General features: G+C 45.3%; 23 protein-coding genes and 2 tRNA genes. 14 read left to right on the top strand and 11 right to left on the bottom strand.

The features are described 5' to 3' along the window. Positions 1 to 32 precede the first annotated feature (32 nt). Together paaN and GO493_RS04380 are read left to right on the top strand one after the other, a co-directional pair. Complete coding sequence (gene paaN, locus GO493_RS04385; protein ID WP_232538730.1) at positions 33 to 1,685, top strand: phenylacetic acid degradation protein PaaN; 1,653 nt, start codon at positions 33 to 35, stop codon at positions 1,683 to 1,685. A 21-nt stretch (positions 1,686 to 1,706) separates the two neighbouring features. Beyond that, positions 1,707 to 2,369 carry a YceI family protein gene (locus tag GO493_RS04380; protein WP_157304877.1) on the top strand — a complete coding sequence of 221 codons (663 nt, stop codon included), beginning with the start codon at positions 1,707 to 1,709 and terminating at the stop codon, positions 2,367 to 2,369. Positions 2,370 to 2,398: 29 nt separating this feature from the next. Here the strand turns inward: GO493_RS04380 and GO493_RS04375 are convergent, their stop codons facing one another. Then, positions 2,399 to 4,186 (bottom strand): serine hydrolase, encoded by a 1,788-nt coding sequence (locus GO493_RS04375; RefSeq protein ID WP_198315474.1) that lies wholly within the window; start codon positions 4,184 to 4,186, stop codon positions 2,399 to 2,401. A 57-nt stretch (positions 4,187 to 4,243) separates the two neighbouring features. After that, positions 4,244 to 4,612, bottom strand: a complete 369-nt coding sequence (locus GO493_RS04370) for a winged helix-turn-helix transcriptional regulator (protein ID WP_157304875.1) — start codon at positions 4,610 to 4,612, stop codon at positions 4,244 to 4,246. Between the two features lie 181 nt (positions 4,613 to 4,793). On the opposite strand from GO493_RS04370, the gene GO493_RS04365 reads away from it, so the two are divergent. Continuing rightward, positions 4,794 to 5,924 carry an alpha/beta hydrolase gene (locus tag GO493_RS04365; protein ID WP_157304874.1) on the top strand — a complete coding sequence of 377 codons (1,131 nt, stop codon included), beginning with the start codon at positions 4,794 to 4,796 and terminating at the stop codon, positions 5,922 to 5,924. A gap of 2 nt (positions 5,925 to 5,926) precedes the next feature. Beyond that, the gene (locus GO493_RS04360; RefSeq protein ID WP_157304873.1) at positions 5,927 to 6,670 is read left to right on the top strand and encodes a carboxypeptidase-like regulatory domain-containing protein; all 744 of its coding nucleotides are present in this window, start codon (positions 5,927 to 5,929) and stop codon (positions 6,668 to 6,670) included. Position 6,671: 1 nt separating this feature from the next. On the opposite strand, the gene GO493_RS04355 is transcribed toward GO493_RS04360, so the two are convergent. Next, the gene (locus GO493_RS04355) at positions 6,672 to 7,034 is read right to left on the bottom strand and encodes a cupin domain-containing protein (RefSeq protein WP_157304872.1); all 363 of its coding nucleotides are present in this window, start codon (positions 7,032 to 7,034) and stop codon (positions 6,672 to 6,674) included. Positions 7,035 to 7,036: 2 nt separating this feature from the next. Then, positions 7,037 to 8,014, bottom strand: a complete 978-nt coding sequence (locus GO493_RS04350) for a glycosyltransferase family 2 protein (protein ID WP_157304871.1) — start codon at positions 8,012 to 8,014, stop codon at positions 7,037 to 7,039. Between the two features lie 91 nt (positions 8,015 to 8,105). Between GO493_RS04350 and GO493_RS04345 the strand changes: the two genes are divergently transcribed. Both GO493_RS04345 and GO493_RS04340 read left to right on the top strand, forming a co-directional pair. After that, positions 8,106 to 8,573 (top strand): hypothetical protein, encoded by a 468-nt coding sequence (locus GO493_RS04345; RefSeq protein ID WP_157304870.1) that lies wholly within the window; start codon positions 8,106 to 8,108, stop codon positions 8,571 to 8,573. Between the two features lie 307 nt (positions 8,574 to 8,880). After that, positions 8,881 to 10,023, top strand: coding sequence for an iron-containing alcohol dehydrogenase (locus GO493_RS04340; RefSeq protein ID WP_232538729.1), 1,143 nt, complete (start codon positions 8,881 to 8,883; stop codon positions 10,021 to 10,023). A gap of 33 nt (positions 10,024 to 10,056) precedes the next feature. Here the strand turns inward: GO493_RS04340 and GO493_RS04335 are convergent, their stop codons facing one another. The 6 genes from GO493_RS04335 to GO493_RS04310 all read right to left on the bottom strand — a co-directional run bounded on the left by GO493_RS04335 (position 10,057) and on the right by GO493_RS04310 (position 17,275). After that, positions 10,057 to 13,458, bottom strand: a complete 3,402-nt coding sequence (locus tag GO493_RS04335) for an ATP-binding protein (RefSeq protein WP_157304868.1) — start codon at positions 13,456 to 13,458, stop codon at positions 10,057 to 10,059. Positions 13,459 to 13,478: 20 nt separating this feature from the next. Then, complete coding sequence (locus GO493_RS04330) at positions 13,479 to 14,075, bottom strand: DUF4194 domain-containing protein (RefSeq protein WP_157304867.1); 597 nt, start codon at positions 14,073 to 14,075, stop codon at positions 13,479 to 13,481. A 10-nt stretch (positions 14,076 to 14,085) separates the two neighbouring features. Further along, on the bottom strand, positions 14,086 to 15,555 hold the full coding sequence (locus GO493_RS04325) for a DUF3375 domain-containing protein (RefSeq protein ID WP_157304866.1): 1,470 nt from the start codon (positions 15,553 to 15,555) through the stop codon (positions 14,086 to 14,088). A gap of 172 nt (positions 15,556 to 15,727) precedes the next feature. After that, a tRNA-Arg gene (locus GO493_RS04320) sits at positions 15,728 to 15,799 on the bottom strand. Between the two features lie 77 nt (positions 15,800 to 15,876). After that, positions 15,877 to 16,443: a MarC family protein gene (locus GO493_RS04315; protein ID WP_157304865.1), complete on the bottom strand. Its 567-nt coding sequence runs from the start codon at positions 16,441 to 16,443 to the stop codon at positions 15,877 to 15,879. A 181-nt stretch (positions 16,444 to 16,624) separates the two neighbouring features. Continuing rightward, the gene (locus GO493_RS04310; RefSeq protein WP_157304864.1) at positions 16,625 to 17,275 is read right to left on the bottom strand and encodes a tetratricopeptide repeat protein; all 651 of its coding nucleotides are present in this window, start codon (positions 17,273 to 17,275) and stop codon (positions 16,625 to 16,627) included. A gap of 165 nt (positions 17,276 to 17,440) precedes the next feature. Between GO493_RS04310 and GO493_RS04305 the strand changes: the two genes are divergently transcribed. The 8 genes from GO493_RS04305 (at position 17,441) to GO493_RS04270 (ending at position 24,232) form a co-directional block, all read left to right on the top strand. Beyond that, complete coding sequence (locus tag GO493_RS04305; RefSeq protein ID WP_157304863.1) at positions 17,441 to 18,115, top strand: FadR/GntR family transcriptional regulator; 675 nt, start codon at positions 17,441 to 17,443, stop codon at positions 18,113 to 18,115. Between the two features lie 6 nt (positions 18,116 to 18,121). Further along, positions 18,122 to 19,351: an MFS transporter gene (locus tag GO493_RS04300; protein ID WP_157304862.1), complete on the top strand. Its 1,230-nt coding sequence runs from the start codon at positions 18,122 to 18,124 to the stop codon at positions 19,349 to 19,351. Positions 19,352 to 19,745: 394 nt separating this feature from the next. Continuing rightward, positions 19,746 to 20,036, top strand: coding sequence for a 2TM domain-containing protein (locus GO493_RS04295; protein ID WP_157304861.1), 291 nt, complete (start codon positions 19,746 to 19,748; stop codon positions 20,034 to 20,036). Positions 20,037 to 20,071: 35 nt separating this feature from the next. Next, entirely contained in the window at positions 20,072 to 21,853 is a 1,782-nt protein-coding gene (locus GO493_RS04290) for an AMP-dependent synthetase/ligase (RefSeq protein WP_157304860.1), read from the top strand. A gap of 68 nt (positions 21,854 to 21,921) precedes the next feature. Then, positions 21,922 to 21,993: transfer RNA gene (locus GO493_RS04285), tRNA-Arg, on the top strand. Between the two features lie 91 nt (positions 21,994 to 22,084). Beyond that, on the top strand, positions 22,085 to 22,948 hold the full coding sequence (locus GO493_RS04280) for a hypothetical protein (protein WP_157304859.1): 864 nt from the start codon (positions 22,085 to 22,087) through the stop codon (positions 22,946 to 22,948). 273 nt (positions 22,949 to 23,221) lie between these two features. Next, positions 23,222 to 23,785, top strand: coding sequence for a DUF1565 domain-containing protein (locus GO493_RS04275; RefSeq protein ID WP_157304858.1), 564 nt, complete (start codon positions 23,222 to 23,224; stop codon positions 23,783 to 23,785). A 129-nt stretch (positions 23,786 to 23,914) separates the two neighbouring features. Next, on the top strand, positions 23,915 to 24,232 hold the full coding sequence (locus GO493_RS04270; protein WP_157304857.1) for a hypothetical protein: 318 nt from the start codon (positions 23,915 to 23,917) through the stop codon (positions 24,230 to 24,232). Positions 24,233 to 24,287: 55 nt separating this feature from the next. On the opposite strand, the gene GO493_RS04265 is transcribed toward GO493_RS04270, so the two are convergent. Beyond that, a complete protein-coding gene (locus GO493_RS04265) occupies positions 24,288 to 24,593 on the bottom strand; it encodes a hypothetical protein (RefSeq protein ID WP_157304856.1) in 306 nt (101 codons plus the stop codon). Positions 24,594 to 24,605: the final 12 nt, after the last annotated feature.

Raw genomic sequence — 24,605 nt, 5'->3', positions numbered from 1 at the left:
TGATTATCAATTTACAAATTCCACATATGTTTATGATCAAACACCAAAACACGATTGAAAAGGCTGTAAAAGCCAATCATGAACGGGCATTTTATTCGCAATACCCTGAACACCCTAAAGCCTACGGCGAAGACGCAGCAGAACAGGGCCGGCAACGGTATGAACAACTGCTGAACAAGCCTTATAAACAGTTGCTGCAAACCGGAGAAACCGGCTGGGCTGGTGAAGAAGTATCACCTTATACCCAGGAAGCACTGGGCATTACCTATCCCCTCTTCACACCGGACGAGCTCGTGGCCCGCGCCACAGCTGCTGCCCCCCAATGGCGCAACACCACGGTAGATGTAAGGGCAGATATACTGGTAGAAACACTGGAAAGCGTAAAAGAACGCTTTTTCGATATAGCCCACGCTACCATGCACACCACCGGCCAGAGCTACATGATGAGCTTTCAGGCCTCCGGTCCGCATGCAAACGACAGGGCGCTGGAAGCAATTGCCATGGGCTACCATGAAATAAACCGCTTCCCTTCCTCCCTGGTATGGGAAAAACCCATGGGCAAAACTTCCCTCCAGCTGCAGAAACAGTTCAGAGCCATTCCCAAAGGCACAGGCCTGGTAATAGGCTGTTCCACCTTCCCCGTATGGAATTCCCTTCCGGGTATCTATGCAGACCTGGTAACCGGCAACCCGGTAATCGTGAAACCACATCCTAAAGCCATTCTGCCCATCGCCATTGCAGTGAACGCTATACAACAGGTGCTGCAGGAAAAAGGATTCAGCCCCAACCTCTGTCAATTGGCAGCAGACACATCCGCAGCTCCCATCACCAAACAGTTATGCGAGCACCCCGGCATCCGGCTGATAGACTATACCGGCGGCAGCCAGTTCGGCAATTATGTGGAATCACTGACAGGAAAAACAGTATTTACAGAGAAAGCAGGCGTCAACTCCGTCATCCTCGACAGCGTAACAGATATAGACGCCGTAATGCAGAACCTCGCCTTTTCCGTATCCCTCTATTCAGGCCAGATGTGCACAGCCCCGCAGAATTTCTTTATCCCCGCACAGGGTGTCAGTACTGCCGGCAGACAGCTTACTTTCGATGAAGTGGTACAGAAATTCCGCGACGCCGTAGTAGCACTCGTTACCAATCCTAAAATGGGCGCCGGTACTCTCGGTGCTCTGCAGAATGACACTACCCTTCAACGGGCACACAATGCGGGTAAGCTCGGCGCCAAAATGATACTGGAAGGCCAACCCGTGGTCAACGAAGAATTTGCCCACGTAAGAGGCTTTACCCCCGCCATACTTGAAGTGAACAGCACCGACAACCACATCTTTGAACAGGAATTATTTGGCCCGGTTTTGTTACTGATAAAAACAAAAGATACGGAAGAATCAATACAACTGGCCAGGCAAATGGCCGGAAAACATGGTGCTATCACCTGCGCAGCCTATACAACCAGCCCGGAAGTCAAAGAAAAGATCACAGAAGCAATGAACAACGTATTTACACCGGTATCCTTTAACTTTACCGGGTTCATCTGGGTAAACCAGCATGCGGCCTTTTCAGATTTTCATGTAACTGGCGGCAATCCTGCCGGGAATGCCAGCTTCACTAACCCTGAGTTCATATTGAGGAGATTTGTGTGGGTAGGTAACCGGGAAGTGACAGGGAGCTAAGCTGACCGAATAGTAATGTTTATGAGATATATAATACCATTATTGCTGATAGTCCTGCTGTCAGCCTGCGAACAGGCGCCAAAAGCAGATAAGGCAACCATCACAGAAGCACATCCTGTAAAGGAAGGTGAAGGCAATACTTATGTGGTGGATACCGTTGCCAGCAAACTTCAATGGATAGGTACCAAACCCACAGGGAAACATACCGGCCATTTCAGACTGCAGGAAGGTAAACTCTATGTAAAAGATAAAGTTATTACCGGCGGTAATATCATCATAAGAATGAACTCCCTCCAAAATGCAGATCTGGCAAAAACAGATCCCGTGCTGCAACGGAAATTTGAAACAGAGCTGAAAGGACCGCTCTTCTTTGAAGTGGAAAAATTCCCCCAGGCTACTTTCGAAATCACCGGCGTCAAAGATTTCAAGCCCTCTGTGAGTGATGAAGTAGTGATGAAAGATGCTAATTACACTATCCAGGGTAATCTTACCATCAAGAACATCACCAAGAACATTTCTTTCCCGGCCAGTATAAAAGTGGAAAATGGTATTATTTCAGCCAGCGCCAATTTCAATATAGACAGGACGCTCTGGGGCATGAACTACAGGGCAGATAAATCTTTACAGGATAAGCTGATCAACTCTCTCGTAAATATCTCTTTTGTAATAAGCGCTAAGCGATAAAAAAAGGGGGCCAGAAGCCCCCTTTTTTATTATTTCTTTTTAGCTACAAAACGTCCGTTAGGCTGCACCGCTGTCACTGAAACCACCTCCTTCTTATCATTCATATTAAACTCCACACTGAAACCATTCAGCTCCTTCAGCTTAAACTTATCCGTCCCCGTTGAAATAAGTGTATAATCCTGCTGACCAGGCACAAACATCATTAGCTGCTCCCCTCTCAGGTATATTTTTATCTCCATTTTATTGATCTCATATATCCCAGCATATTTTATAAACGACGCATTATCTATCTGACGGGTAAAGACCACCTGCTGCTCTTCCAGGTTCATGCCGGCACTGATAATCTCCCCTTCCGTATTCATAAAGAACTGGACCCTGACAGGAACCTCCACTGTAGTATCAACCCCTTTAATAGAATCTACAGAGTAAGGCTGGAAAATATCGTAAGCCACATGCTTCAGGTAATCCGTACCGATAGGATAAGTAGCAAAAAGCGAATCTTTCCTGCTGCTTATCTTAAAGCGGCCATAAGCGGCATTGGCAAAAGTGCCTTCATAATCAGCTGCAGGACGCACTACATCTGCCCCTTTTATCCTGGTCTGTACACTGTCTTTCTTAGGTGCGTTCCCCCCTTTTGCAGCCTTCACCCTCGTAAGATAAAAATCGTTCCAATCCCTTGCCTTTAATTCGAAGAACCTGTCTGCAATTATCTTCGTAGCCACCCTGGGTATGACTGAAACACTCTGGTTAACCAGTATTACAATCCCAATACTGTCTGTCGGGAAAAGACATACATCGGCAGAGAAGCCATCAATATTACCTCCATGCTCTACCAGGTAATGGCCCCTGTATGAACCCAGTATCCAACCATAGCCGTAACAGGAGAAATGCAGATCAGGCGCGTCTTTGGTCGGAAATCCTCCATCTACTATCATCTGCGGGCTCATAGCCTCCCTGGTATAACGTTGTGATAATATCTCCTTTCCTTTGAACTTCCCTCCGTTCAGCCACGTTGTTACCCAGTTCGACATATCATTGATATTACTGTTGATGCTGCCTGCAGGACCAATAGCATCAATACCTTTATATGCTGTTTTAGTAATGATACTGTCTTTCTTTACATAATATCCCGTTGCTGCATCCGGGCTCCGTTTCAGGTCTTCTATAGAAGTGTTGGAAGATTTCATTTCCAGCGGGCCAAATATCCGTGTCTTAACATTATCCTCCCAGCTTTTACCGGACACCTTTTCCACCACCATCCCCTGTGCCAGGTACATGAAGTTGTTATATTGCCATTTTGCACGGAAAGGTTCATTCGGTATCATGTACCTGATACGGTGTAACAACGTATCCCTTGAAGGTGTATCAAAAAGGTACCATGAGAGGTCATACCTCGGCAAACCGGTACGATGGCTCATCATGTCCTTCAACGTCACTTTGGAGTTCAGCTCATCATTGGAAAACACCAGCTCCGGCATATAATTCCGCACAGGCGTCTCAAAATCCAGCTTTCCCTCTTCACGCTGCATGCCCAGTAATGAGCCGGTAAATGCCTTACTGCAGGAGCCAATAGCAAAAAGGGTACTGGTAGTTACCGGCAGTTTCTTTTCATAATCACGATAACCAAACCCTTTGGCATAGATAACCTTGTCTTTTTCTACAATGGCAATTGCAAGACCGGAGGCATGCCAGTCCTTCAACAGAGCATTGATCTGCTGGTCAAAGCCGGCTAAACGTTTATCTTCTTTAACAGGGGATTGAGCACTGGCTAATAAGGGGGCCAGCAACAAACAGAGATACAGGCTAACTTGTTTCATGGTATAAATTTGATTATCTGAAAGATAACCAAATTTCATAACGTGGAAAGGCAGATATCAGGCAGTCACCGTTTTCTCCTCGTATATCATACTGGAAAAATTACAGAGCTTTTCCAGGAGGCCACATAGCTCCACCCCATTCTCAGTAAGGGAATAGGTTACTTTAGGAGGCATTCCCGGGTATTGGTGACGGGTAATAAGGCCGCTTTTCTCCAGTGTTTTCAGCCTGTCAGATAATATATGATCAGTAATATAGGTCAGTTCTTCCCTTATACCGGAAAAACGGTTATTACCTTCTTCAATGCAAAAGAGCACATCTGTTGTCCACCGGCGGCTGAGCGAAAACAACAGCTCATTCAGCGGACATTTACTTTCCAGGTGTAACTGATTCTGATAGTTTGATGAATTAGTCTTTCTTTCAGCCATATCTTTTCACTTTTAGTTGTCCATTGAAATTAAGAGTATTAGTGAAAAAACACAAGGAGTTTATTGACTGGCGGCAGCTTATTGCCTTAGTTTGGCCTTTCATTCATATCTTTACCTATATAGAACTGCGAACAGGTTTCATCCACCTATACCTAACAATCTATCTCCACAAAATCTGAATATGATAAGGTTAACATTACTGACTATCATTTTCCTGGTTTCCCTATTGGCTGTTTTCAGTGCTCCTACCTACCACCTCTGGTTATTATCTATCGCTGTTGCCGAATATGCCTGGGTATTTGTAACCATCGCGCTTGTATTGCTGATGGCGGGTTTTGTTTCGTCCGGCAGTTACCAGCTGGCAGGGACCCTGCTGGGAATCAGTGCCATCGCCCTTTTTCTTTCCCCTGTATACCGTGCCTGTAAGCTGGCCAGGGAACTACCGGTAGCTATGGATAAAGCACTCGGCGAACATACCAGTAAAAAGAACAGCCCTCCCTTCAGCCTGTGGACAATGCTCACCGGCTTCCAGCAAAAGGCCATTCCCTGCTCCACCATCTCTTATCGCCCCGATACCTTGCAGTCATCCCGGATGGATTTCTACCCCGCTCAGGCCACAGGACTACGTCCCTGTGTAATAGTCATCCATGGAGGCTCCTGGAGCAGTGGCGATAATAAACAACTGCCGGAACTGAACACTTACCTTTCACAGCTGGGCTATCACGTGGCTTCAGTCAACTACAGGCTGGCGCCGGCCTTCCGGAACCCCGTACCGGTAGAAGATGTATATGCAGCCATAGATTACCTGCGCGCCAATGCAGAAGACCTTCAGGTAGATACCAGTAACTTTGTATTGCTGGGAAGATCCGCAGGGGCGCAGATAGCACTGCTGGCAGCTTACAGGCAACCCTTCCCCGGGTTGAAAGGAGTGATAGATTTTTATGGCCCGGCAGATATGGTCTGGGGATATTCCGCACCAGCCAATCCCTGGGTAATGGATTCCCGCAAAGTACTGGAAACCTACCTGGGAGGAAGCTATAAAGCCGTCCCGGATAACTATGCCGCCAGCTCTCCCCTGGAATTTGTGAACAGCCATTCTGTTCCCACACTTATTATACACGGTAAAAATGACGTACTGGTAGCATATGAACACAGCATCCGGCTGAATAACAAGCTGGCTGCCAATGGCATCAAACATTTTTTCCTGTCACTGCCATGGGCCACTCATGGATTTGATTATAACCTGAACGGTCCCGGCGGACAACTATCCACCTACGCCATTAAACGCTTTTTGCAAAATGTGACAGAGTAATTATGGAATTCCCATTATCCGGGCATCCTGTTAGCATGAAAATATATGTATCCAATCCCTGCACACAGTCATGGGAAAATATGACACCAGGAGCCAAAGGGCGCTATTGCCAGAGCTGCTGTAAAACTGTGACAGATTTCTCCGGTATGACAGACCAGGAGATCATAGCTATTATAAAAGCATCTTCCGGAGAAGTTTGCGGTCGTTTACATTCATCACAGATCAACCGTGAAATGGTTGAACCGGCAGCTCCGAAAAGATCATTCCTGCCCGCCGCAATCTTTGCTTCACTGGTAACATTTATAAGCCAGGCAGAAGCCGGTACGCCACCAGCACCAATGGCATTATACAGTGATACTACTTCAAAGGATGAACCCATACAGGATACCCTGCCCTATACCATTACAGGTAGAATAACTGATAATAGCGGCAGTCCTCTGTATGGAGCATATGTTAATATGCACGACAGTAAATTCTATGCTTTTGCAGATAGTTCCGGGAATTTTCACCTGGCTCTCCCCTCTGCCTTTAAAGACAAGGAAATCAAACTGCAGTTCTCTTTCATAGGCTATAGCACAATTGAAACCAACCTGCAAATAACCGGAGAGAATATCGTTCTTCCTGTAACCATGTTAGCGGCTTCGATAGATAATATCCATATAACGATGGGAGCTGTCAGCTACAAATACAACGAGAAGAACCCTAAACGCCGCGGCCTGAAAAAACTCTTCCACTTCCGGCGCTGAACTACTTCCCGTCAGGTACAAAATTGATCTCCATACCATCATTAAATGTAACGTATACACGCCTCCATGGCTGGTCATCAATAAGCTGCCATTTATGCCCGCTGCCGGTAGTATCCATGGCAATCAGCACCTCTCCGGGATGAAGGGTGAATTGCTCTCCTAATGCGGTCTCAAACAATAAAGTTCCTGAAAGGGTGATCACATATTGTGTAGTTGGCGCCGGATGCCAGTCATACGATGAATGAGGGGCTGTCTCATTATACATCACGCTGGCTGCTTCTGTATGTTCTTTATGGGCTACAGTACCTGTAATAAAATGCGAATGTCCGTCTTCTCCTGTGTAAAGTTTAATCGCTTTGATCATAATCACTTAAACATTTTCCTGATTGTTTCTGCTATTCTTACCGACAGTGGTTTGGCATGCCGGAAGGCCTTTTCAGCCTGCCTGCATTCCTCCCTTATCTCATCGGCAATGTTTTTATCCAGTTGTATGAATCTTCCAAGACGTTTAACAAGACGCACCCTTTTACGCCGTGCATGCACAAGCTGCACATGATCTTCTTCCTCACAATTTCCGTTTATCTCCCGGCGGGTCAGTTCAGACACCAGGTTATTCCCCGCCTCAATACTGCTGATCTTCTGTATATATCCCCAACCTACCTGCTGCCGGCTATGCACCCGGTAATACATCAGGGGGGCATCAATATAGGCCAGCACCCGGTAATTGGCTGCAACCAGGGCTATCCATGCGTCATGCCATATCTTATGCATAAGCCGGAAAGGGAGCAGCCCGGGAACAAAATCCTTCTTTATAGCCAGGGTAGCACCCGTTACGATCCTTCCATATTTCAGCAGGAAACGCAGCAGGTTATCTTTCGTTGAGGCAAATGTTCTCAGCTCTGCAGGAAACCCTGCCACATCCCATAAAGTTGGCCTCAGAACAGCACCATTTTCATCCATTAAAGCAGCATTTGAAAACACTACCTGGTCTTCCGGATGTTTGTCAAAATGCTCAAGCACTCTTTCTACCTTATCCGGATACCAGCTGTCATCATGATCGCTCAGGAAAATAACCTCCCCCACACACAATGACAATACCTTCTCAAAGTTCCTTTTTGCACCCCTGTTCTTCTCATTCCTGACAATACGAAAAATACCCGGGTACCTGGCAGCATAGTCCTGCAATATATCCACCGTCTTATCGGCCGACGCATCGTCTATCACTACTATCTCCCTGACCGGCACAGTCTGGGTCAGGATACTGTCCAGCTGCTGCGGCAGGTATTTCTCACTATTATATGTACAGACACCCACAGATAGGGACAGTTTGACGTCAGCTCGCATTCGGTAGCAGGTTTTCTCACAAGATAGTACTGTTTAATAGAAAAAATCTGTTAAAATAGATTACTTTGTAGTATCCTAATACCCAATAGCTATGCAGCAGTTTACTATCCCCCCGCAAGGCATCATTGCCATGAAGAAAAAAATTCTGAAACGCACACTTCCCGTTATTATTGTCAGCGCTACACTTCCATTCATCCAGTTTATCCTGTCAGATACCTTTGACTATCTGGTTCCCCTTATCGTCATTCCCATTATGATCATACTGATCAGGTTTACCCTTATCAGAGCATTGAAAAAACAGATAGAATTACTGGAAAGCTACTCCCTGGTGATCGGGGAAAAAGCAATTATCCGGCAACAGGGGGATAGCTATCCTGTTTCCATTCTTTTTACAGACATCACCGCCATCACAAAAAATAAAAATGGCAGCTTTACCGTGAAAAGCCGGTTTCCCCGGGATGTTATACAAATACCCGCACATATCGGGCAATATGATCTCCTGGAACAATCACTCCGGCAACTACAAGCCTTACGGCAACAACCAGCTCCGCAGTATTAACACATGTTTGATTAAGTCAATATTTTAATATTCTGATTATCAATATACGTAGAGTCAATTAAAGCAGACCGCCATACAGATACTTGCTCCGGTCAATTATACTTCCCCCCCCGTCAGGCAAATATTCTGATTATTAATATTCATAAAGTCTGTTAAAACAGACCACCATACAGATATTTACCCGGTCAATTATACTTTTCCTCCCGTCAGGGCAAACTATTTAATAGTATAGTATGTTTAAGATTGTGCACATGGTCCTACTTTCACCATGGCCATAAATTGTGAACATATGTTAAACTTCGAATTCATGAATCCGACCAAAGTCCTGTTCGGGAAAGGTCAGATTGCTTCTTTGGCAAAGGAAGTTCCCTCAGATGCCAGGATACTGATGCTCTACGGTGGCGGCAGTATTAAAAAGAACGGTATTTATGAACAGGTAAAAGACGCACTCAAAGGCTTCGACGTACTGGAGTTTAGCGGTATCCCCGCAAATCCTGAATATGAAGTATTGCTGGAAGCATTGAAAATGATCAGGGAAGAAAAGATCTCTTTTATGCTGGCGGTAGGTGGAGGCTCCGTAATTGATGGTGTCAAATTCCTTTCTGCCGCAGCTCTCTATAAAGGAGACAATCCCTGGGATATTCTCTCCCTGAAGATACGTACCGAGAAAGGGCTTCCTTTTGGTACAGTACTGACCCTCCCTGCCACAGCTTCTGAAATGAATTCAGGCGCTGTGATCAGCCGTAAGGCTACGCAGGAGAAATTCTCTATGGGAGGCCCCGGCCTTTTCCCAAAATTCTCCATACTGGATCCCCAGGTGGTAGCTTCAATACCGGAACGGCAACTGGCCAACGGAATTACAGATGCCTTTACCCATGTGCTGGAACAGTATATGACCTATCCTTCCGGCGCCCTCCTGCAGGACAGAATAGCAGAAGGCATCATGCAGACGCTGGTAGAAGTAGCGCCGCGGGTTATAAAAGATCCGTCTGACTATGAAGCAGCAGCTAACTTTATGTGGAGCTGCACAATGGCGCTGAACGGATTGATACAGAAAGGTGTGCCGACAGATTGGGCCGTACATTTCATGGGACATGAGCTCACTGCCCTTTTCGGGATTGATCATGCCAGAACACTGGCCATCATAGCACCTTCACATTACCGGTATAATTTTGAAAGCAAAAAAGAGAAACTGGCGCAATATGCAGAGAGAGTGTGGGGAATAACCACCGGCACACTGGAAGAGAAAGCTACCGCAGGAATCAAAGCAACAGAAAATTTCTTCCATTCACTTGAGATCGATACTAAGCTGTCTGAATATACCCCTGAGTTTAAAGGTACAGCACAGATCATTTTCAGACGGTTTACAGACCGGGGCTGGCTTGGTTTGGGAGAACATAAATCACTTACCCCGGCCGATGTAGAGAAAATTGTTGAGATGAGTTATTAAGATATCAGGCTGACCTTACGGCCAGCCTGATATTTATACAAGTACTTCTGCATCCTGCATCTTATCCTGCAGTTCCTTGATCGTCATATTATACAGGATACTGTTCCGTCCATTTACACGTTGCACCAGGTGAACGTGCGCAATAAAGTCCTGCACTATCTGTATCTTATCGCTCGGCGTTACTACCAGCAACTGAAGATGCAGCTGTTTACAAAGCTCCATCAGGTAAGTAGCCTTCTCCTCATCCTGGTTACTGAAGCTCTCATCCACAGCAATGAACCGGAGACTTCTGGCATTCTTGCCCTCCCTGGTAATACCAAACTGGTAAGCAATAGCGCTACACAGGATCGTATAGGTCAGCTGCGCTTTCTCACCACCGGAAAGCTGTCCCATCTGCCGGTATATCTTCTTGGACTCGTTCGTATTCCGGAACCGTTCATCTGCCCAGAATTCAAACCAGTTACGGGCATCCATTACACGGTTACGGTATGTTTCACTTTCATCCAGGGCAGTGATCAACGGCAATACCTTCTCTTTAAAATGCTGGGCTTTCTCTTCAAAGCTGCTTTGCTGCCAGTTGGCTGCCTGCGGCAATGCTTCCAGCAAACGCCCCTTAAACTCCTTCACTTCACTACCCGCAGCTACCGGTCTTTTTACCAGCTGTATATAAGTATCCGGCATCCGGTTGAAGTTGATATCCTTCAATGACTGATTCAGCTTCTGGATAGTATTGCTGATATCCCTCTCCCACTTTTCCATCTCTTCATTCAGTCCGCCTATCTTGTAAGTGATGGTCTGGTTAATATAGTTCTCGAAATCTTTCTTGAACCTTGGCAGGTTTTCATTCACCAATCTTCCCAGCCAGTCAATATATTCATTTGCATGCGCAGCCTCTTCAGACAACGCCTGCACATCTGCGATCCAGTCAGGGAACTTCTGCAACACTTCTGCAGGAGGGCTTTTCAGCCTGTTGATACTCCTGTTCAGCAACACTTCCTCTTTATGACTGACATCTTCCGTACGCTTTAATTCGTTTTCTTTATCATCCTTCAGTGAACGGTAGATAGTATTGATATTCTCCAGTGTTACTTCACTCAGCTCAAGACTATGCTGATGCTGAAAGCGCAGCAGCTCATCCTTATCTTCCGCACTGATATGCTTTAACAGGTGCTGCATGCCTTCCTGCTCTTTCTCACGGTCGCTGATGTTTCGCTGTTCCAGCGCTTCATTCCTGATCAGTTCTTCCTGGTTCTGCTGGTGCTCTGTCTTCTGCTGTTCTATTTCCAGCAGTTGCTCTTTCAGGGCATCCAGCTCTTTGTTCTCATCTCTTAAAGCGCCGATCTGCTCTTCCATCTTGCGGATGTTACGCTGTACCTTATGGATATTGATCTCTTCAAATCCTTTATGGTCTTTCAGCCTGTTCACCGCATAGAACTGTTTCTGCAAACGGCTACCCCTGCTTTTACAGGTTTGCAGGGTTTCAACGGAAGAAGCTATCGCCGCAAGCAGCTGGTTTCTCCTGTTGATAAGCGCATCCTTCTTCCTGTCATTATTCCACCCCATCACATATTTGGAAGCATCGTTGCTGCCGGAACGGTCATCTTTCTCATGCCTGTCCCTGTTCTTGATCAAACCTTCTACGGTAATAGCCATGTCATACCGCTGCAAGGTCTTTTCATCATTTACACAAACATAACTGAACTGCTGTATGATCTGCTGTTGTACCCAGCCGCTCAGCTTATGATCAGGATGGAAGTCCAGCTTATGATAAACGGTATCATCTTCGGGATATAGATGTAATGCAGTATCCTTGATCTGGTAATAAACCAGGCGGGTGCGCAGGTTATTGTTGTTCACGTAGCTGGTCACCTTCTTATAATGTTTCTCAGGCACCAGCAATCTCAGGGAAAAAGAATGCAGCAGTTTTTCCAGGGCAGGCTGCCATTCCAGCTCCTCGGCCTTGACCTGTATCAGCTCTCCTGCAAAGAGTATTTCACTGACGTCTATCTTAAGATTATTGCAAAGCTCTTTACGCAGGTTTACCAGGTGAGAAGGAATATTATTCTTTGACTGGTGCAGCATTTCAATTTCCTTCTCCAGTGTTTCCTTCTCGCCGTCCGCCTTCTCCTTCACACGTTTGGCAGCATATTCATCTTCTTCATTCAGACGCTGATCTGTTTCCAGCTTTAACGAAGTACGGTGTACTTCTTTCTGAATACGCTGATAAGTAGCCTCGTCACCTATTTCATTTTCCTTGATGTGCAGCTCTTCACACCAGGTCATAAAATTCCTGCGGTTCTCTTCTACCTCTTCCTTTCTTTTCTCCAGGTCCTGTAATTCCTTTTCCAGCTGGTTCATCCGTTGGCCAGCCTTGTTCTGGTCCAGCAGGTTCCTTGTTATCCGTTCTTTCTCCAGCAGCTCATTCAGGTAGATCTTTCCCTCCGCAATTTTCTTTTGCAGTATCTCTGCATTGTGCCTGTATGCCATGAGCGCCCGGGACAGGAGCTCATGGCGTGTATAGCTGTTCCAGATAGCAGCTGTATTCAGTTCCTGCTGAAGGCGTGCAATGGTAGATTGCAGTGAGAAGAAATTATCGTGGTGTTCTTTCACTGGTTCCAGCAGGCGTATCTGTTCCTCCGCCTTCTCTATGTTACGCTGGGCATCCATAAGGGTGGTCAGGTGTTTCTTCAGTTCCTGGAACTGTTCTTCCATATTGCGGGGCTCCAGCATGTTGGTGCGGATGAAATCATCCAGGTTACCCAGCACTTTGATACCTACTGTCTGGTTAAACAGCTGAATGGCCTGTATGCTTTGCATACCCAACGCATCAACTAATCGCTGGGCATACTTGCTTGCTGCATCGAACCACTCCACCTGGCGGCGGCCACCTTTATTATATAGCTGATCAATACGGCGTTTCCAGTTACCTCCCAGGTCAAACGGCGTAAAGTCTTCACCTATATGCAGTAGCTTATGTGCCACTCCATATATCTTTCTCATGTCTCCGTTCACAAAGTAACGTACCTGGAAAAGTGTGACCGCCTGTTCCATTTCATTGGCAAAGCCGGCCAGGAGAATGCTGTATGCTTCCTCCTTGTTTTCACGGAGATATAATGTTTTGGTAACGCCGGTCGCTTCATTGTTGATCATCCCGTATCCCCCCATCACGTAAGAGTCTTCCGTTCTGTCTCCTTTCTTTTCACTGCCACTGCTCTGGTTATAGAACCTGTATCTCTTTTCAGGAACCATAAGTGTGAGCAATGCGTCGATGAAAGTTGTTTTACCACTACCATTGGCGCCGGTCAGCAGGCTGGTTTCCCCTCCTGGTTTTATACTATGGATATGTTCATCAAAAGTTCCCCAGTTAAATACTTCCAGGTATTGCAACCGGAAACCGCTCTTCTGACTATCTGTATTAAAAACGTTTAATTGCATCTTTCGTAGTAAGAAAAATTTTAGTCCAGTACTTCCTGTTTGCCTGTATGCTCCATCAGTTGTTGCTGGAAATTGCCCAATACTTCGCTGTCTACTTTGGCTTTGATGATCTTCCTGATCCTGAAGCGTTGTTCATCTGCCACTTCATGGTTTTCCAGTTTATGCAGGAAGCCATTCTCTTCCACTTTATCTATCAGCCTGTCTATCTCTTTCAGGAACCTGATACGGCTGGCGCCTTCTTTAAAGAAAAGTTCAGCGTATTCTTTTATTTCCCTGCGTTTCTTTATCAGCTCACGTGAAGCAGATTCGCTGATCTCAAACTCTGCCATCATCTCTCTCAGCAACACCAGCATAATACTTTCTTCATAAGTATATGAACGGCGTTGTACCCAGTTCACATATGCTTCATCATCTTCAGAGAGCGAGTGTTTCACAAAGGCATATCCATCCTGTTCGTCCAGTATCAGGGTGAGGCCCAGTTGTTGCAGAAATATGGTCAGCTCCAGTTTATATTGCAGGAGCTTTTCCCAGGCTCCTTTCTCCATGTACTCTACAGGCCCTTTCAGGAGCTTTACAACTATTGCAGCATAAGGCAATATTTTAGTCGGCGTGCTCATGTTCATTCAATTATTTACTGAATAATAAATAGGGTACTTCCACAAATCTTGTTTGTTCCGCATTCAGCGGTATCAGCTCCGTTGTATTGTTAACAACAAGCGTCCTGCCTGATTTCTCCCTTACAAAATCATAGTAGCTGACTATTTCCGCCAGTCCGTTTTCCGGTGGCGCATATTCCATCAGTTCTTTCAACGTGATAGTTTGTTTGCCTTTCAGCGCTGTTTCCACTTTCTCCCAGAGTTGTTTTCTGTTGATAAAGGACGTGTTGAGCAACCTGCTGAACCTGTTTATGTCTTCGATCCGTTCTGTTGCATCAGAAGGCTGTTTTACATCAATGGTGTTCTTTTTCTGTTCCAGCAGCAGCTTCCTTTCCAATGCCATTTTTATTTCCACTCCTTCTTCCAGCCGGATACCATAATGAGCGGTTTCTTCGTCGTCTATCAGGTCAAACACCAGTTCTTTGATACTGTTGATCTGTTTACGCAGGCGGCGTTGCTGTGCTATTTCTTTTTCGGAGATAATGCGGCTGAGCTTTTCCGCCATCTTATCGTTGGCATCATATACTGTTTTACCCTGGCGTAACAGCATGGATTTAATGTTCTGCAGGAAATATTCATCCCTTTCAATCTCCCTGTCATCCAGTATTTTCAGCAGTTGCTCTGTCAGCTCTCGCCATTCTTCCTGCCCGGCGCGGGAAATGAGGAAGTCCCAGAAAGCATAGAAGCTCTTGCCCTGGTTACTGCTGCGAAGTGAATCATATGCTTCAAAAGCAAAACCCAGGATAGCTCCTTTGTTTTGTTCTGATTTTGTATGCTGTTCTACGATAGTGCGATGAATGGCTTTGAAGTTATCTTCCACTTCCCTGAAATCGCTTATCAGCTCATAACACAGGCGGGTAAAGAGCTCCACCCTTTCAGATACCTGTGCGTTGTTATACCTGTCAGGTGCAATACCCAGTTCCAGCGCTTTGATCTCTTTTTCTATCTCCGCTTTTTTATTCCTGAGTATCTCCAGTTTTTTGGCGCGGTCGTCTTCTGTATTTTCAACAATATCCCTGAGAGAGTTAAAGAGCAGTTTAAAGCGGCTTTCTGTACCAACGTGTTGCCTGAGCTGTAAGGTTTGCAGCCACTGGAATACTTTCTCCGTATAGGCGCTCAGCTGGTATTGCGTATTCCCTTCGGTGTCAGGCAGGTCCTGCAGTATTCTTTTCTGTACCCAGTTCAGTATATATTTCCGGCTCCTCGATTCTTCGTCTTCCCCGAAACTGATCTTTGCCTCCTCCAGGTCTTCCATTCCATCTTCCTGCATTGTCAATGTTTCCGCAAGTAACTGTACCAGCTGGGTCTCCGGGATGGAAAACCTGTTCTCTTCCTTAAACACTCCATAAAGGAAAGGCAGGATCCAGTGCGTGTTACGCAGTCGCAGCATCTGTATTGCCGGCGAAGAGGATATTAACCAATATAGATCGTCTTTATTCATAAAATCCGGAAAGGCTGTAAGTTGTGGAAAAAAAATGGATTATCGAACCAATGTGGATAATGCGCTTTGCCGGGGAATTATACGTCTGAAAATCAATGTGGGAGATGTATCCGTTTTCCAGACACTCATTAAAAAAGCCAATTCCGTAATACGGAATTGGCTGAAAAATCTGTAGCCTCGACAGGAATCGAACCTGTATCTGGAGCTTCGGAAACTCTTATACTATCCATTGTACTACGAGGCCCGGTCCATCCGGTACTTCCGGAAAGGAAGGCAAAACTAATGTATTTGGCGGTCAATTACAAAAGCGCCTTCACTTATTTACATATTCAGGTTGCTTTTGAAGATCTTCACAGCAATAGCCAGCAGGATCACTCCAAAGAACTTACGCACCACCATCAATCCCGCCTTCCCCAGGATACGTTCTATAAAGCTCAGGGAACGCAATACCACATAAATGATCACCAGGTTAAGCAGGATGCCCGCCAGTATATTTGTCTGTTCAAAATCTGCTTTAAGTGACATGATAGTGGTCAGCGTACCCGATCCCGCTATCAGTGGGAAAGCAATAGGCACCAGGCTGCCCGTTTTCGTGTCCTTTTCACTTTTAAAGAACTCCACTCCCAGTATCATTTCCAGGCCTATTACGAAGATCACTATAGAACCCGCCACTGCAAAGGAACGTACATCCACGCTTAGCAGCTTGAGGAAAGGCTCCCCTACCAGCAGAAAGAGTATCATAAGGAAACCCGAAGCAATAGTGGCCTTACCGGCATCTATATTCCCCATCTTTTCCTTCATGGAAATTAATACAGGTACTGAGCCAACAATATCGATCACCGCAAATAATGTGAAGGTAATAGCCAGGATCTGGTCAAAACTGAACATAGGAGTAACGTGTTTGAAACAAAAATAACGTTTAATTGATTACTACATATTTAAACATAGTCTAATTTATAAAGATTGATTCCCCTATCCACCGGAAACGTTTTTTTATAAATCTTCCTGAATAAAAAATCCCGGCTGCATATACAGCCGGGATCATTATCTTAAGGTCCGGTATACAGGATCAACCCGGCATACGGGAGATGTATTTATCCATTTCCTTGATCTGGCTTACAATCTGCTCAGTAGTAGGCTTCTGCGCTTTAGCCCTGCGGAAATACTCCTTGGCAGATTTAAAATCCCTGCGGCTCATAGCAATAGAAGCAATAGTAAGCAGGGCAGCAGCTGTATTCTCTTTATCAGGCAGGCCCATACGTACTGCTTTCTTCAGGTTCTGGTCTGCCGTTTTCAGATCGTTCTTCTGGTATGCAATAGTACCCAGCTGGAAGTACTGCATACCTTCATATTCTTTCATCGGGCTGCCTGACTCTATGCTCTGGCGGATGGTAGCTTCTGCCTTGTCCAGGTCCTTATTGTACATCGCCAGGTTGCTCTGCATAAAATAATATACAGAACGGATAGGTTTATACAGCAGTTTCGGGAAAGCTATCTTATTCATCATAGCCATTGCCCTGTCAATATCTCCTACTTCAACAGCTTCCTGCACCAATCTCATAGGCCCGAACATAAAATGGGTCACCAGGCAGATCACCGCCAGTAATAATGGAATGGTAGCTTCCCACCAGCCTACGCTAAACCCGATGGCAACACCGCCCAGCAGCAGGATAATACCCAGTGGCAACCGATATAGAATAAATAAATTAAATGCTTTCATTTGAAAAATCTTGTTTTAAATCCGGTGAAACCCCTTACAAAGTTGCACGTTTTACCTCATTCAATTATAAGAGGCGCAAAGATAATTAAAAAAAGATGTGAGCATAAAAAGGAGTTTTTATTACCTTTATAATCATCAGATGATATGACGACTTAAAAAATGAATATGATCAAAAGAAGCAGCCTGGCAGATGAGGTGGCACAGCGACTGCAGGAACAGATATCTTCCGGGGTTTACAAGATCAATGAGAAACTGCCTGCAGAGCCAGCCCTGATGGAAGGTTTCGGCGTAGGCCGCTCCACTATCCGGGAAGCCGTCCGCATCCTGGCCAATGTAGGAATATTACGCGTGCAGCAGGGACTGGGCACTTTCGTGGCCGCCAGTGAAAGTATTGAAGAGCCCCTGGGCCAAAGACTGAAACGCGCCGCCATAACTGACCTGGATGAAGTACGCCAGCTGCTGGAAGTAAAAGTGGCGCAGAAAGCAGCCCTGAACAGAAGCCAGAAAGATGTGGAGAACATCGGTGCTTACCTGGCCAGAAGAAAAGAAGCTGCACAGACAGGAGAAGTCATAGACTGTATCACGGCAGATATTAACTTTCACATAGCCATAGCAGAAGCCTCCGGCAACAGTATATTGACGGACCTCTATAAAACAGTGGCCCATCACATGAAAGACCACTTTCTTGCTATATTTAAAAACACGGAAAAGTTCAGCGAAACACAGCCGCTGCATAAAAACCTTTATAACAGCATCATAGCCCAGGACGCTCAAAAAGCCCTTCAATGGGCACAACGCATTGTTCATTTCAACGAAGATGAGCCAACGAAGAAAAAATAAAACCTTATGCAAAAGACGTTACAGGAAACCACTAAAGAACAGGCTCAACAGGTAGCTGAGAAAACGGTATTTTCCATCCTGATTGCCCTGAGCTTCTCACATCTTATCAATGACACTATCCAGTCTTTGATCCCTGCCATTTACCCTATAGTAAAAGATTCCCTGCATCTTACTTTCAGCCAGGTGGGCCTTATCACACTCACCTATCAGCTCACAGCTTCCCTGCTGCAGCCCCTGGTAGGTCTTTACACAGATAAGAAACCCCAGCCCTGGTCCCTCGCCATTGGCATGGGCTTTTCACTACTGGGACTTATCAGCCTTTCACAGGCGCATAATTTCCCGCTGGTACTGGTATCTGTAGGCCTGGTAGGTATCGGCTCCTCTATTTTCCATCCCGAAGCTTCCCGCCTGGCCTATATGGCCTCCGGAGGCAGGCATGGTATGGCGCAATCCCTCTTCCAGCTGGGAGGTAATGCAGGCAGTTCCATCGGTCCCCTGCTGGCAGCTATGATCATTGTTCCGAAAGGACAGGGCAGCATCAGCTGGTTTTCTCTCGCTGCATTGCTGGCTATTGTAGTAATGATCAACATCGGGGCATGGTACAGGAATAATACCCACCGTATCAGAAGCAAATCCAAAAGCAATACAGGCGCAGATCATGTACAGCTTTCCTCCGGCAGGATAGCATTTGCCCTGTTCATACTACTGGTGCTCATCTTCTCCAAGTATTTCTACATGGCAAGCATGAGCAGCTACTATACCTTCTATCTTATGGATAAGTTCCATATTTCCGTACAGAGCGCACAGATCTATCTTTTCATCTTCCTCTCCGCCATCGCCGCCGGTACTTTCATTGGCGGCCCCGTGGGCGACCGCATAGGACGTAAATATGTGATCTGGGTATCCATACTGGGCGTAGCTCCCTTCTCTCTTTTACTGCCACACGCTACCCTCTTCTGGACAGCAGTATTAAGCGTATTTATAGGTGTGATCCTTTCTTCCGCCTTCTCTGCTATTCTTGTATATGCACAGGAATTAGTGCCGGGGAAAGTAGGCATGATAGCAGGACTCTTCTTTGGCCTGGCTTTCGGCATGGGCGGCATAGGTTCGGCTTTGCTGGGAAAGCTGGCAGATAACACCAGTATCAATTACGTATTCAGCGTCTGTGCCTATCTTCCGCTGATAGGTTTGCTGACGGGCTTACTGCCCGATGTGGAGAAACCACGGAAAAAATAAAAAAACCAGCTCACCAGTCCCAAATGATGACACATCATCACCAGGGACTGGTGAGTGCATTATTAAATAAAACGCTCTGGGTTTCATCAATTAAATAACCATTAAGACACAATCTTTAGCATAAAGCGTAATAATGTTCTGTCAATAAGTTTATTTGAAATGTTATAGCGAATCTTCGTGGAATGCCGGGATAACCTTGTATCGTTTTTCTATATCATGTACTCAAATGGTCTGTCTGTCAGGTTCTCTCTCAAAGTTAACTCTTCCTGCTGAAATAAATTTGCAGTTGCAGCCCCTGCAGTGATTTTTTCTTTCCGGCTCCTGTACCGGAAATAACCGATATTCAGGAAAAAATATTTATATTTAATCAGCTCTGCACTAAAACCTGATACATATGGAAACAACTACTCAACGGGACGAACGGCTATGGAAAATTGCCAAAGCCCGTACCTCTTTCAAAACGTCCTTAATGGTTTACCTTATCGTAAACGCATTCCTCTGGGCTATCTGGTATTTTACAGACGGTGATTTTAACACAGGTGCCCCATGGCCTGTATGGCCGGCGCTGGGATGGGGCCTGGGATTAGCTTTCCAGTATTATAATGCCTGGCATCGCGATCCTTTTGGTGATACTCTCAGAGAATATGATAAATTGCAGGCAGAAAAAGAAAGAAGAGGCTTATAATTCCACATTCAATACAAAGTACCACCAAAGCTATTATGGATCAACCCAGCAGACTATTTGACATTATAGAACACCAGCTGAAACATTTTCCTAAACCGGATATGCTGGTAGGTAAAGAAAACAACGCCTGGAGAAAATACAGTACAAACGAAGTAGCCGACCTTACCCTGCGTTTCAGCGCCGGATTGCTGCAACTGGGAATCGGGAAAGGCGATCATACTCCGGAAGGATGTGATAAGATAGCCCTTGTCTCGCCCAACCGGCCGGAATGGGTCATAACAGACCTGGCCTGCCAGCAGGCGGGAGCCGTGCTGATTCCCTTCTATCCTACCCTGAGTGAACATGAAATGGAATTTGTGCTGAATGACTGTACCGCCACAATACTCTTCGTCAGCAGTAAAGAACTGCTGGACAAGATCACTCCTTTCCGGCATAAACTTCCACATCTTAAAGAGATCTTCTCCTTCAATAAAATTGAAGGGGTTCGCCACTGGCTGGAAATACCTGCTATGGCCACAGAAGAAAATATAGCAAGAGTAACGGCTATAAAAGACAGTATAACTCCGGAACAACTGGCCACTATCATCTATACATCCGGTACCACCGGCACACCCAAAGGTGTAATGCTCAGTCACCGGAATATCATGAGCAACGTGCTTTCCTGTATCCCCTATCTCCCTGTAAGCCAGAATGCAAGAGCCATGAGCTTCCTTCCGCTCAACCACGTGTTTGAACGGATGGTGACATACGTGTATCTCACTGCCGGCGTACCTATCTACTATGCAGAGAGTATGGAGACCATTGCAGAAAATCTCCGTGAGCTGAAACCCAGCATCTTTACCACTGTACCAAGGCTACTGGAAAAAGTATACGAAAAGATCATGGCTAAAGGCCTGGAGCTGAAAGGTATTAAACGCGCGCTTTTCTTCTGGGCAGTAGAGTTGGGCAAAAAATATGAGATCAACCAGTCACAGGGATGGTGGTACGATCTGCAACTTGCCATTGCCAATAAACTCATTTTCAGTAAATGGCGGGAAGCCCTGGGCGGTAATATAGATGCCGTCGTAGTTGGCGCTGCCGCCTGCCAGATAAGACTATTAAAGATCTTTACAGGAGCAAAGATCAATATCCTGGAAGGCTACGGCCTTACAGAAACCTCTCCTGTTATCAGCGTAAACCGGGTAGATGTAAAAGACAGGATGTTTGGCACCGTAGGCCCTGTTATCAGCAACGTTGAAGTGAAAATAGCTGAGGATGGTGAAATACTGTGCAAAGGCCCCAATATAGCCATGGGCTACTATAAACGCCCTGATCTGACTGCCGATGCAATCAAAGACGGATGGTTCCACACCGGCGATATAGGCGTGCTGGTCAATAATAAATTCCTGAAAATAACCGACCGGAAAAAAGAGCTCTTCAAAACTTCCGGCGGCAAATTCGTTGCTCCACAGCCAATAGAAAATAAATTCAAGGAATCTCCCTTCATTGAACAGATCATGGTAGTAGGTGAAGACCGCAAATTTACAGGCGCCCTCATCGTCCCCTCTTTTGCACAACTGGAACGCTGGGCGGCAAAAAAAGGTATCAACGGCTCTCATGAAGAACTGCTCAGAAATGCCGATATACAGGCCCTGTTTAAGTCCATCCTGGAAAAATACAACCAGTATTTCAGCCATATTGAACAGATCAAGAAATTTGAGCTGCTACCCAAAGAATGGACAGTAGCAGATGGTGAGCTCTCTCCCACCCTCAAGGTGAAAAGAAAGGTCATCAACCAGAAATACCAGGAACAAATAGAGAAAATATATAATCAATAAATCTTATTTCCCTGTTGGTGTTCGAAATTTGTAAAAAACGTTTACTTTTGCACTCCACTTTAGGGAATGGCCCGGTAGTTCAATGGATAGAATAGAAGTTTCCTAAACTTTAGATACAAGTTCGATTCTTGTCCGGGCTACTAAAAAAGCAATACTGTTTTATGCGGTGTTGCTTTTTTTATCCGCCTTTGACCTACTAATAATCTCTCCAGGCCAATTCTTTACATTACTATGAAACAGTTAGAATTATTTTGCCTTTTTACATTAGTAATCACGACCAACGCACAAGGTCAAACATTGCAAAATGTTTCCGACAGTGGCAACACCACAAATAACCTTCTTCAAATTACGGGAGTAAACAATGTACGTGGCAATGGGGCAGGATTAGAACTATTTAGATTCGGTACCGACGGCGTTATCCAGGCATACGACAGAAATGCTTCAGCTCCTATCAAACTCCGCATACAACCAAATGCAGGTTCGATAACAACAATCAATGATGCAGGAACCGGCAGATTAGTCATAAATGGTACTCCTGATGACGGACGTACACCATTGCAGGTAAATGGTGATATAAGATCTTCCACAGGAGTTTTTCGTGCGCTTGATGGTGTAACTAATAATATTTTAATGACATATGGTTATAATGAGGCAGTGGGCGATTATACCTCAATAAAGGTAGCAGGGCTGGCAACTAATAATGCAGAACTAAGACTTATTCAAAATGGGAATGTAGGTATAGGTACTGCTAATCCTCAATCCAAGCTGGCTGTTGCAGGAACTATTACCGCTCACAGGCTCAAGGTAACCTCGAATTCTGCAGATTGGCCTGACTATGTATTCCGGTCTGATTATCATCTTCCCTCACTAAAGGAGGTCGAAAGCTATGTAACTACGAACAAACACCTTGAAGGAATGCCAACTGCTGATGAAATTGCTACCAATGGCCAGGATGTCGGCGAACTGAATAGAAAGCTTTTACAAAAGATAGAAGAGTTAACCCTCTATTTGATAGAAGAGCATAAAAAAAATGAAGAGCAACAAAAGGAAATAGTCGAATTAAAGTCAAGATTAAAAAGCGTTGAAAATCGTTAGTGCATATTTCTCTTTTTAGGCTTGATAACTATTCGAAACCAGTGATCGGGAAGGCATCTTTTGCTTATAACTAATCAAGCTTGTATTAAAAAATAGAGAATTTAATATTACCCCAGAATTTAAAAAACCAGAGCCATTTTGTCTCAAACGACAACTACTGCCTATAAATCAATCATTTACAAACTTAATACAACTTGAACAAACTTGAATGCCCCATGAACAGCATAAGTATAACACCCATCCTATATTCACCCCGAACTAAAGAACAGAAATATGTACAAACCACTTTTTCTGATTACAACTTTGCTTTTCGCCATCAGCTGGCAGTTAAACGCACAAACCATTTTTGTAGACCCGCTTAAAGGAAAAGATACCGGAGCAGGTACCGCTACAGCCCCATTGGCAACACTGGACAAAGCAATAGCTGTAACAAACGCATTTACCGGGAAAGAACCGGTTTCCATTAAGTTATTTCCGGGCCTTTACACACTGACAGATAAACTGGTTATCCGGTTGCCGGCAGGTGAAGAGAAGAAAGGTTTCAGCATTGAGGCCGTTACCCTCCCTGATGACACAGGTTGGCTGCCAACAAAAATGCCGGTCATACAATCAGTCTCCGGCAATAATTCAGATGCACAGTTCCCTCATTCAGTCGGGCTCCTGGTAGCTGCAGACAACGTCAAATTACAGGGGCTTAAATTTACCGGCAACGCCAATCCAACTGTAAAATATTATTATCCCATCACTAAGGAAGATTCGCTGCTGACAGGACTGGCAGTATCTCAATGTTTCTTTGCCGGCGACAGGTACTCAGCTCCCATTCAGGGCGGCGTATGAGCACATGGCCCAAATTCTTCCATCGATCATTGCGTCTTTTATAACTGCAAGAACGCTTTACTTTTTTTCAAAGCTGTTCAGCATTTCTCAGTTACAAATACATTTATTTATGGGTCATATGAAGCCGCCATGTGGGTATGGCTGCAGGATGGACAATTCTCATTCCGTAATAACATTATTGCCGATTGTGATTATTTCTGGACCATTCCTGAAGCCGCCAGTCCGAAAGCACGTTTCGAAAACTCTCTGTTTCTCAACGTAACTCACAATGCCGGCAATTGGAAAAGTGGCCTCGTCCCGGCCAGCAACAACAGTTTTGTCTTCAAAAATGTCCAGCGCAACAACAGGGCAAAAGTATTAAAAGCTACATTGCCAGGCCAACCCGATCTGCCTTCCATTCCGGAAGCAGATAATATGAAAGCAGGTCTGTTCAAAGGCAGGAAGTAGGTTCCTCATTATTCCCAAAGGGTGTATCATAGATCAGATATGCCCTTTTTGATGATTATGATGCTTTCCGGAACTCTGTCTCTCTGCCTTCTTTATCCCTGATCATAAAACCAACTATCGTATCCTCTTCTGTCTGCAGGACAATAAATTTATACGTTTCCTCTCTCGCATAATTAAAACTCAGCCCCAGGAAGACAGCTCCATCATGCATCACGAACTGGTAAGTTCCATTTTTATTTATGTGCTCACCTTCCCATATAAAATGACAACCATCTGTATCCGGATAAAACTTAATCACCGCATCTGATCCCTTTGCCTGGTAAGTGGTGGGTGAAGAGAAAGTAAAGGAGAATGGGGACATACAGCCATGTTT

Source organism: Chitinophaga tropicalis (assembly GCF_009758205.1).
Classification (GTDB): domain Bacteria; phylum Bacteroidota; class Bacteroidia; order Chitinophagales; family Chitinophagaceae; genus Chitinophaga; species Chitinophaga tropicalis.
This window is presented reverse-complemented; position numbering and strand designations above follow the sequence as displayed.

Coding starts and splice junctions, on each gene's coding strand:
- paaN (WP_232538730.1), top strand. CDS start 33: ATGATCAAACACCAAAACACGATTGAAAAGGCTGTAAAAGCCAATCAT.
- GO493_RS04380 (WP_157304877.1), top strand. CDS start 1,707: ATGAGATATATAATACCATTATTGCTGATAGTCCTGCTGTCAGCCTGC.
- GO493_RS04375 (WP_198315474.1), bottom strand. CDS start 4,186: ATGAAACAAGTTAGCCTGTATCTCTGTTTGTTGCTGGCCCCCTTATTA.
- GO493_RS04370 (WP_157304875.1), bottom strand. CDS start 4,612: ATGGCTGAAAGAAAGACTAATTCATCAAACTATCAGAATCAGTTACAC.
- GO493_RS04365 (WP_157304874.1), top strand. CDS start 4,794: ATGATAAGGTTAACATTACTGACTATCATTTTCCTGGTTTCCCTATTG.
- GO493_RS04360 (WP_157304873.1), top strand. CDS start 5,927: ATGGAATTCCCATTATCCGGGCATCCTGTTAGCATGAAAATATATGTA.
- GO493_RS04355 (WP_157304872.1), bottom strand. CDS start 7,034: ATGATCAAAGCGATTAAACTTTACACAGGAGAAGACGGACATTCGCAT.
- GO493_RS04350 (WP_157304871.1), bottom strand. CDS start 8,014: ATGCGAGCTGACGTCAAACTGTCCCTATCTGTGGGTGTCTGTACATAT.
- GO493_RS04345 (WP_157304870.1), top strand. CDS start 8,106: ATGCAGCAGTTTACTATCCCCCCGCAAGGCATCATTGCCATGAAGAAA.
- GO493_RS04340 (WP_232538729.1), top strand. CDS start 8,881: ATGAATCCGACCAAAGTCCTGTTCGGGAAAGGTCAGATTGCTTCTTTG.
- GO493_RS04335 (WP_157304868.1), bottom strand. CDS start 13,458: ATGCAATTAAACGTTTTTAATACAGATAGTCAGAAGAGCGGTTTCCGG.
- GO493_RS04330 (WP_157304867.1), bottom strand. CDS start 14,075: ATGAGCACGCCGACTAAAATATTGCCTTATGCTGCAATAGTTGTAAAG.
- GO493_RS04325 (WP_157304866.1), bottom strand. CDS start 15,555: ATGAATAAAGACGATCTATATTGGTTAATATCCTCTTCGCCGGCAATA.
- GO493_RS04315 (WP_157304865.1), bottom strand. CDS start 16,443: ATGTTCAGTTTTGACCAGATCCTGGCTATTACCTTCACATTATTTGCG.
- GO493_RS04310 (WP_157304864.1), bottom strand. CDS start 17,275: ATGAAAGCATTTAATTTATTTATTCTATATCGGTTGCCACTGGGTATT.
- GO493_RS04305 (WP_157304863.1), top strand. CDS start 17,441: ATGATCAAAAGAAGCAGCCTGGCAGATGAGGTGGCACAGCGACTGCAG.
- GO493_RS04300 (WP_157304862.1), top strand. CDS start 18,122: ATGCAAAAGACGTTACAGGAAACCACTAAAGAACAGGCTCAACAGGTA.
- GO493_RS04295 (WP_157304861.1), top strand. CDS start 19,746: ATGGAAACAACTACTCAACGGGACGAACGGCTATGGAAAATTGCCAAA.
- GO493_RS04290 (WP_157304860.1), top strand. CDS start 20,072: ATGGATCAACCCAGCAGACTATTTGACATTATAGAACACCAGCTGAAA.
- GO493_RS04280 (WP_157304859.1), top strand. CDS start 22,085: ATGAAACAGTTAGAATTATTTTGCCTTTTTACATTAGTAATCACGACC.
- GO493_RS04275 (WP_157304858.1), top strand. CDS start 23,222: ATGTACAAACCACTTTTTCTGATTACAACTTTGCTTTTCGCCATCAGC.
- GO493_RS04270 (WP_157304857.1), top strand. CDS start 23,915: ATGTGGGTATGGCTGCAGGATGGACAATTCTCATTCCGTAATAACATT.
- GO493_RS04265 (WP_157304856.1), bottom strand. CDS start 24,593: ATGTCCCCATTCTCCTTTACTTTCTCTTCACCCACCACTTACCAGGCA.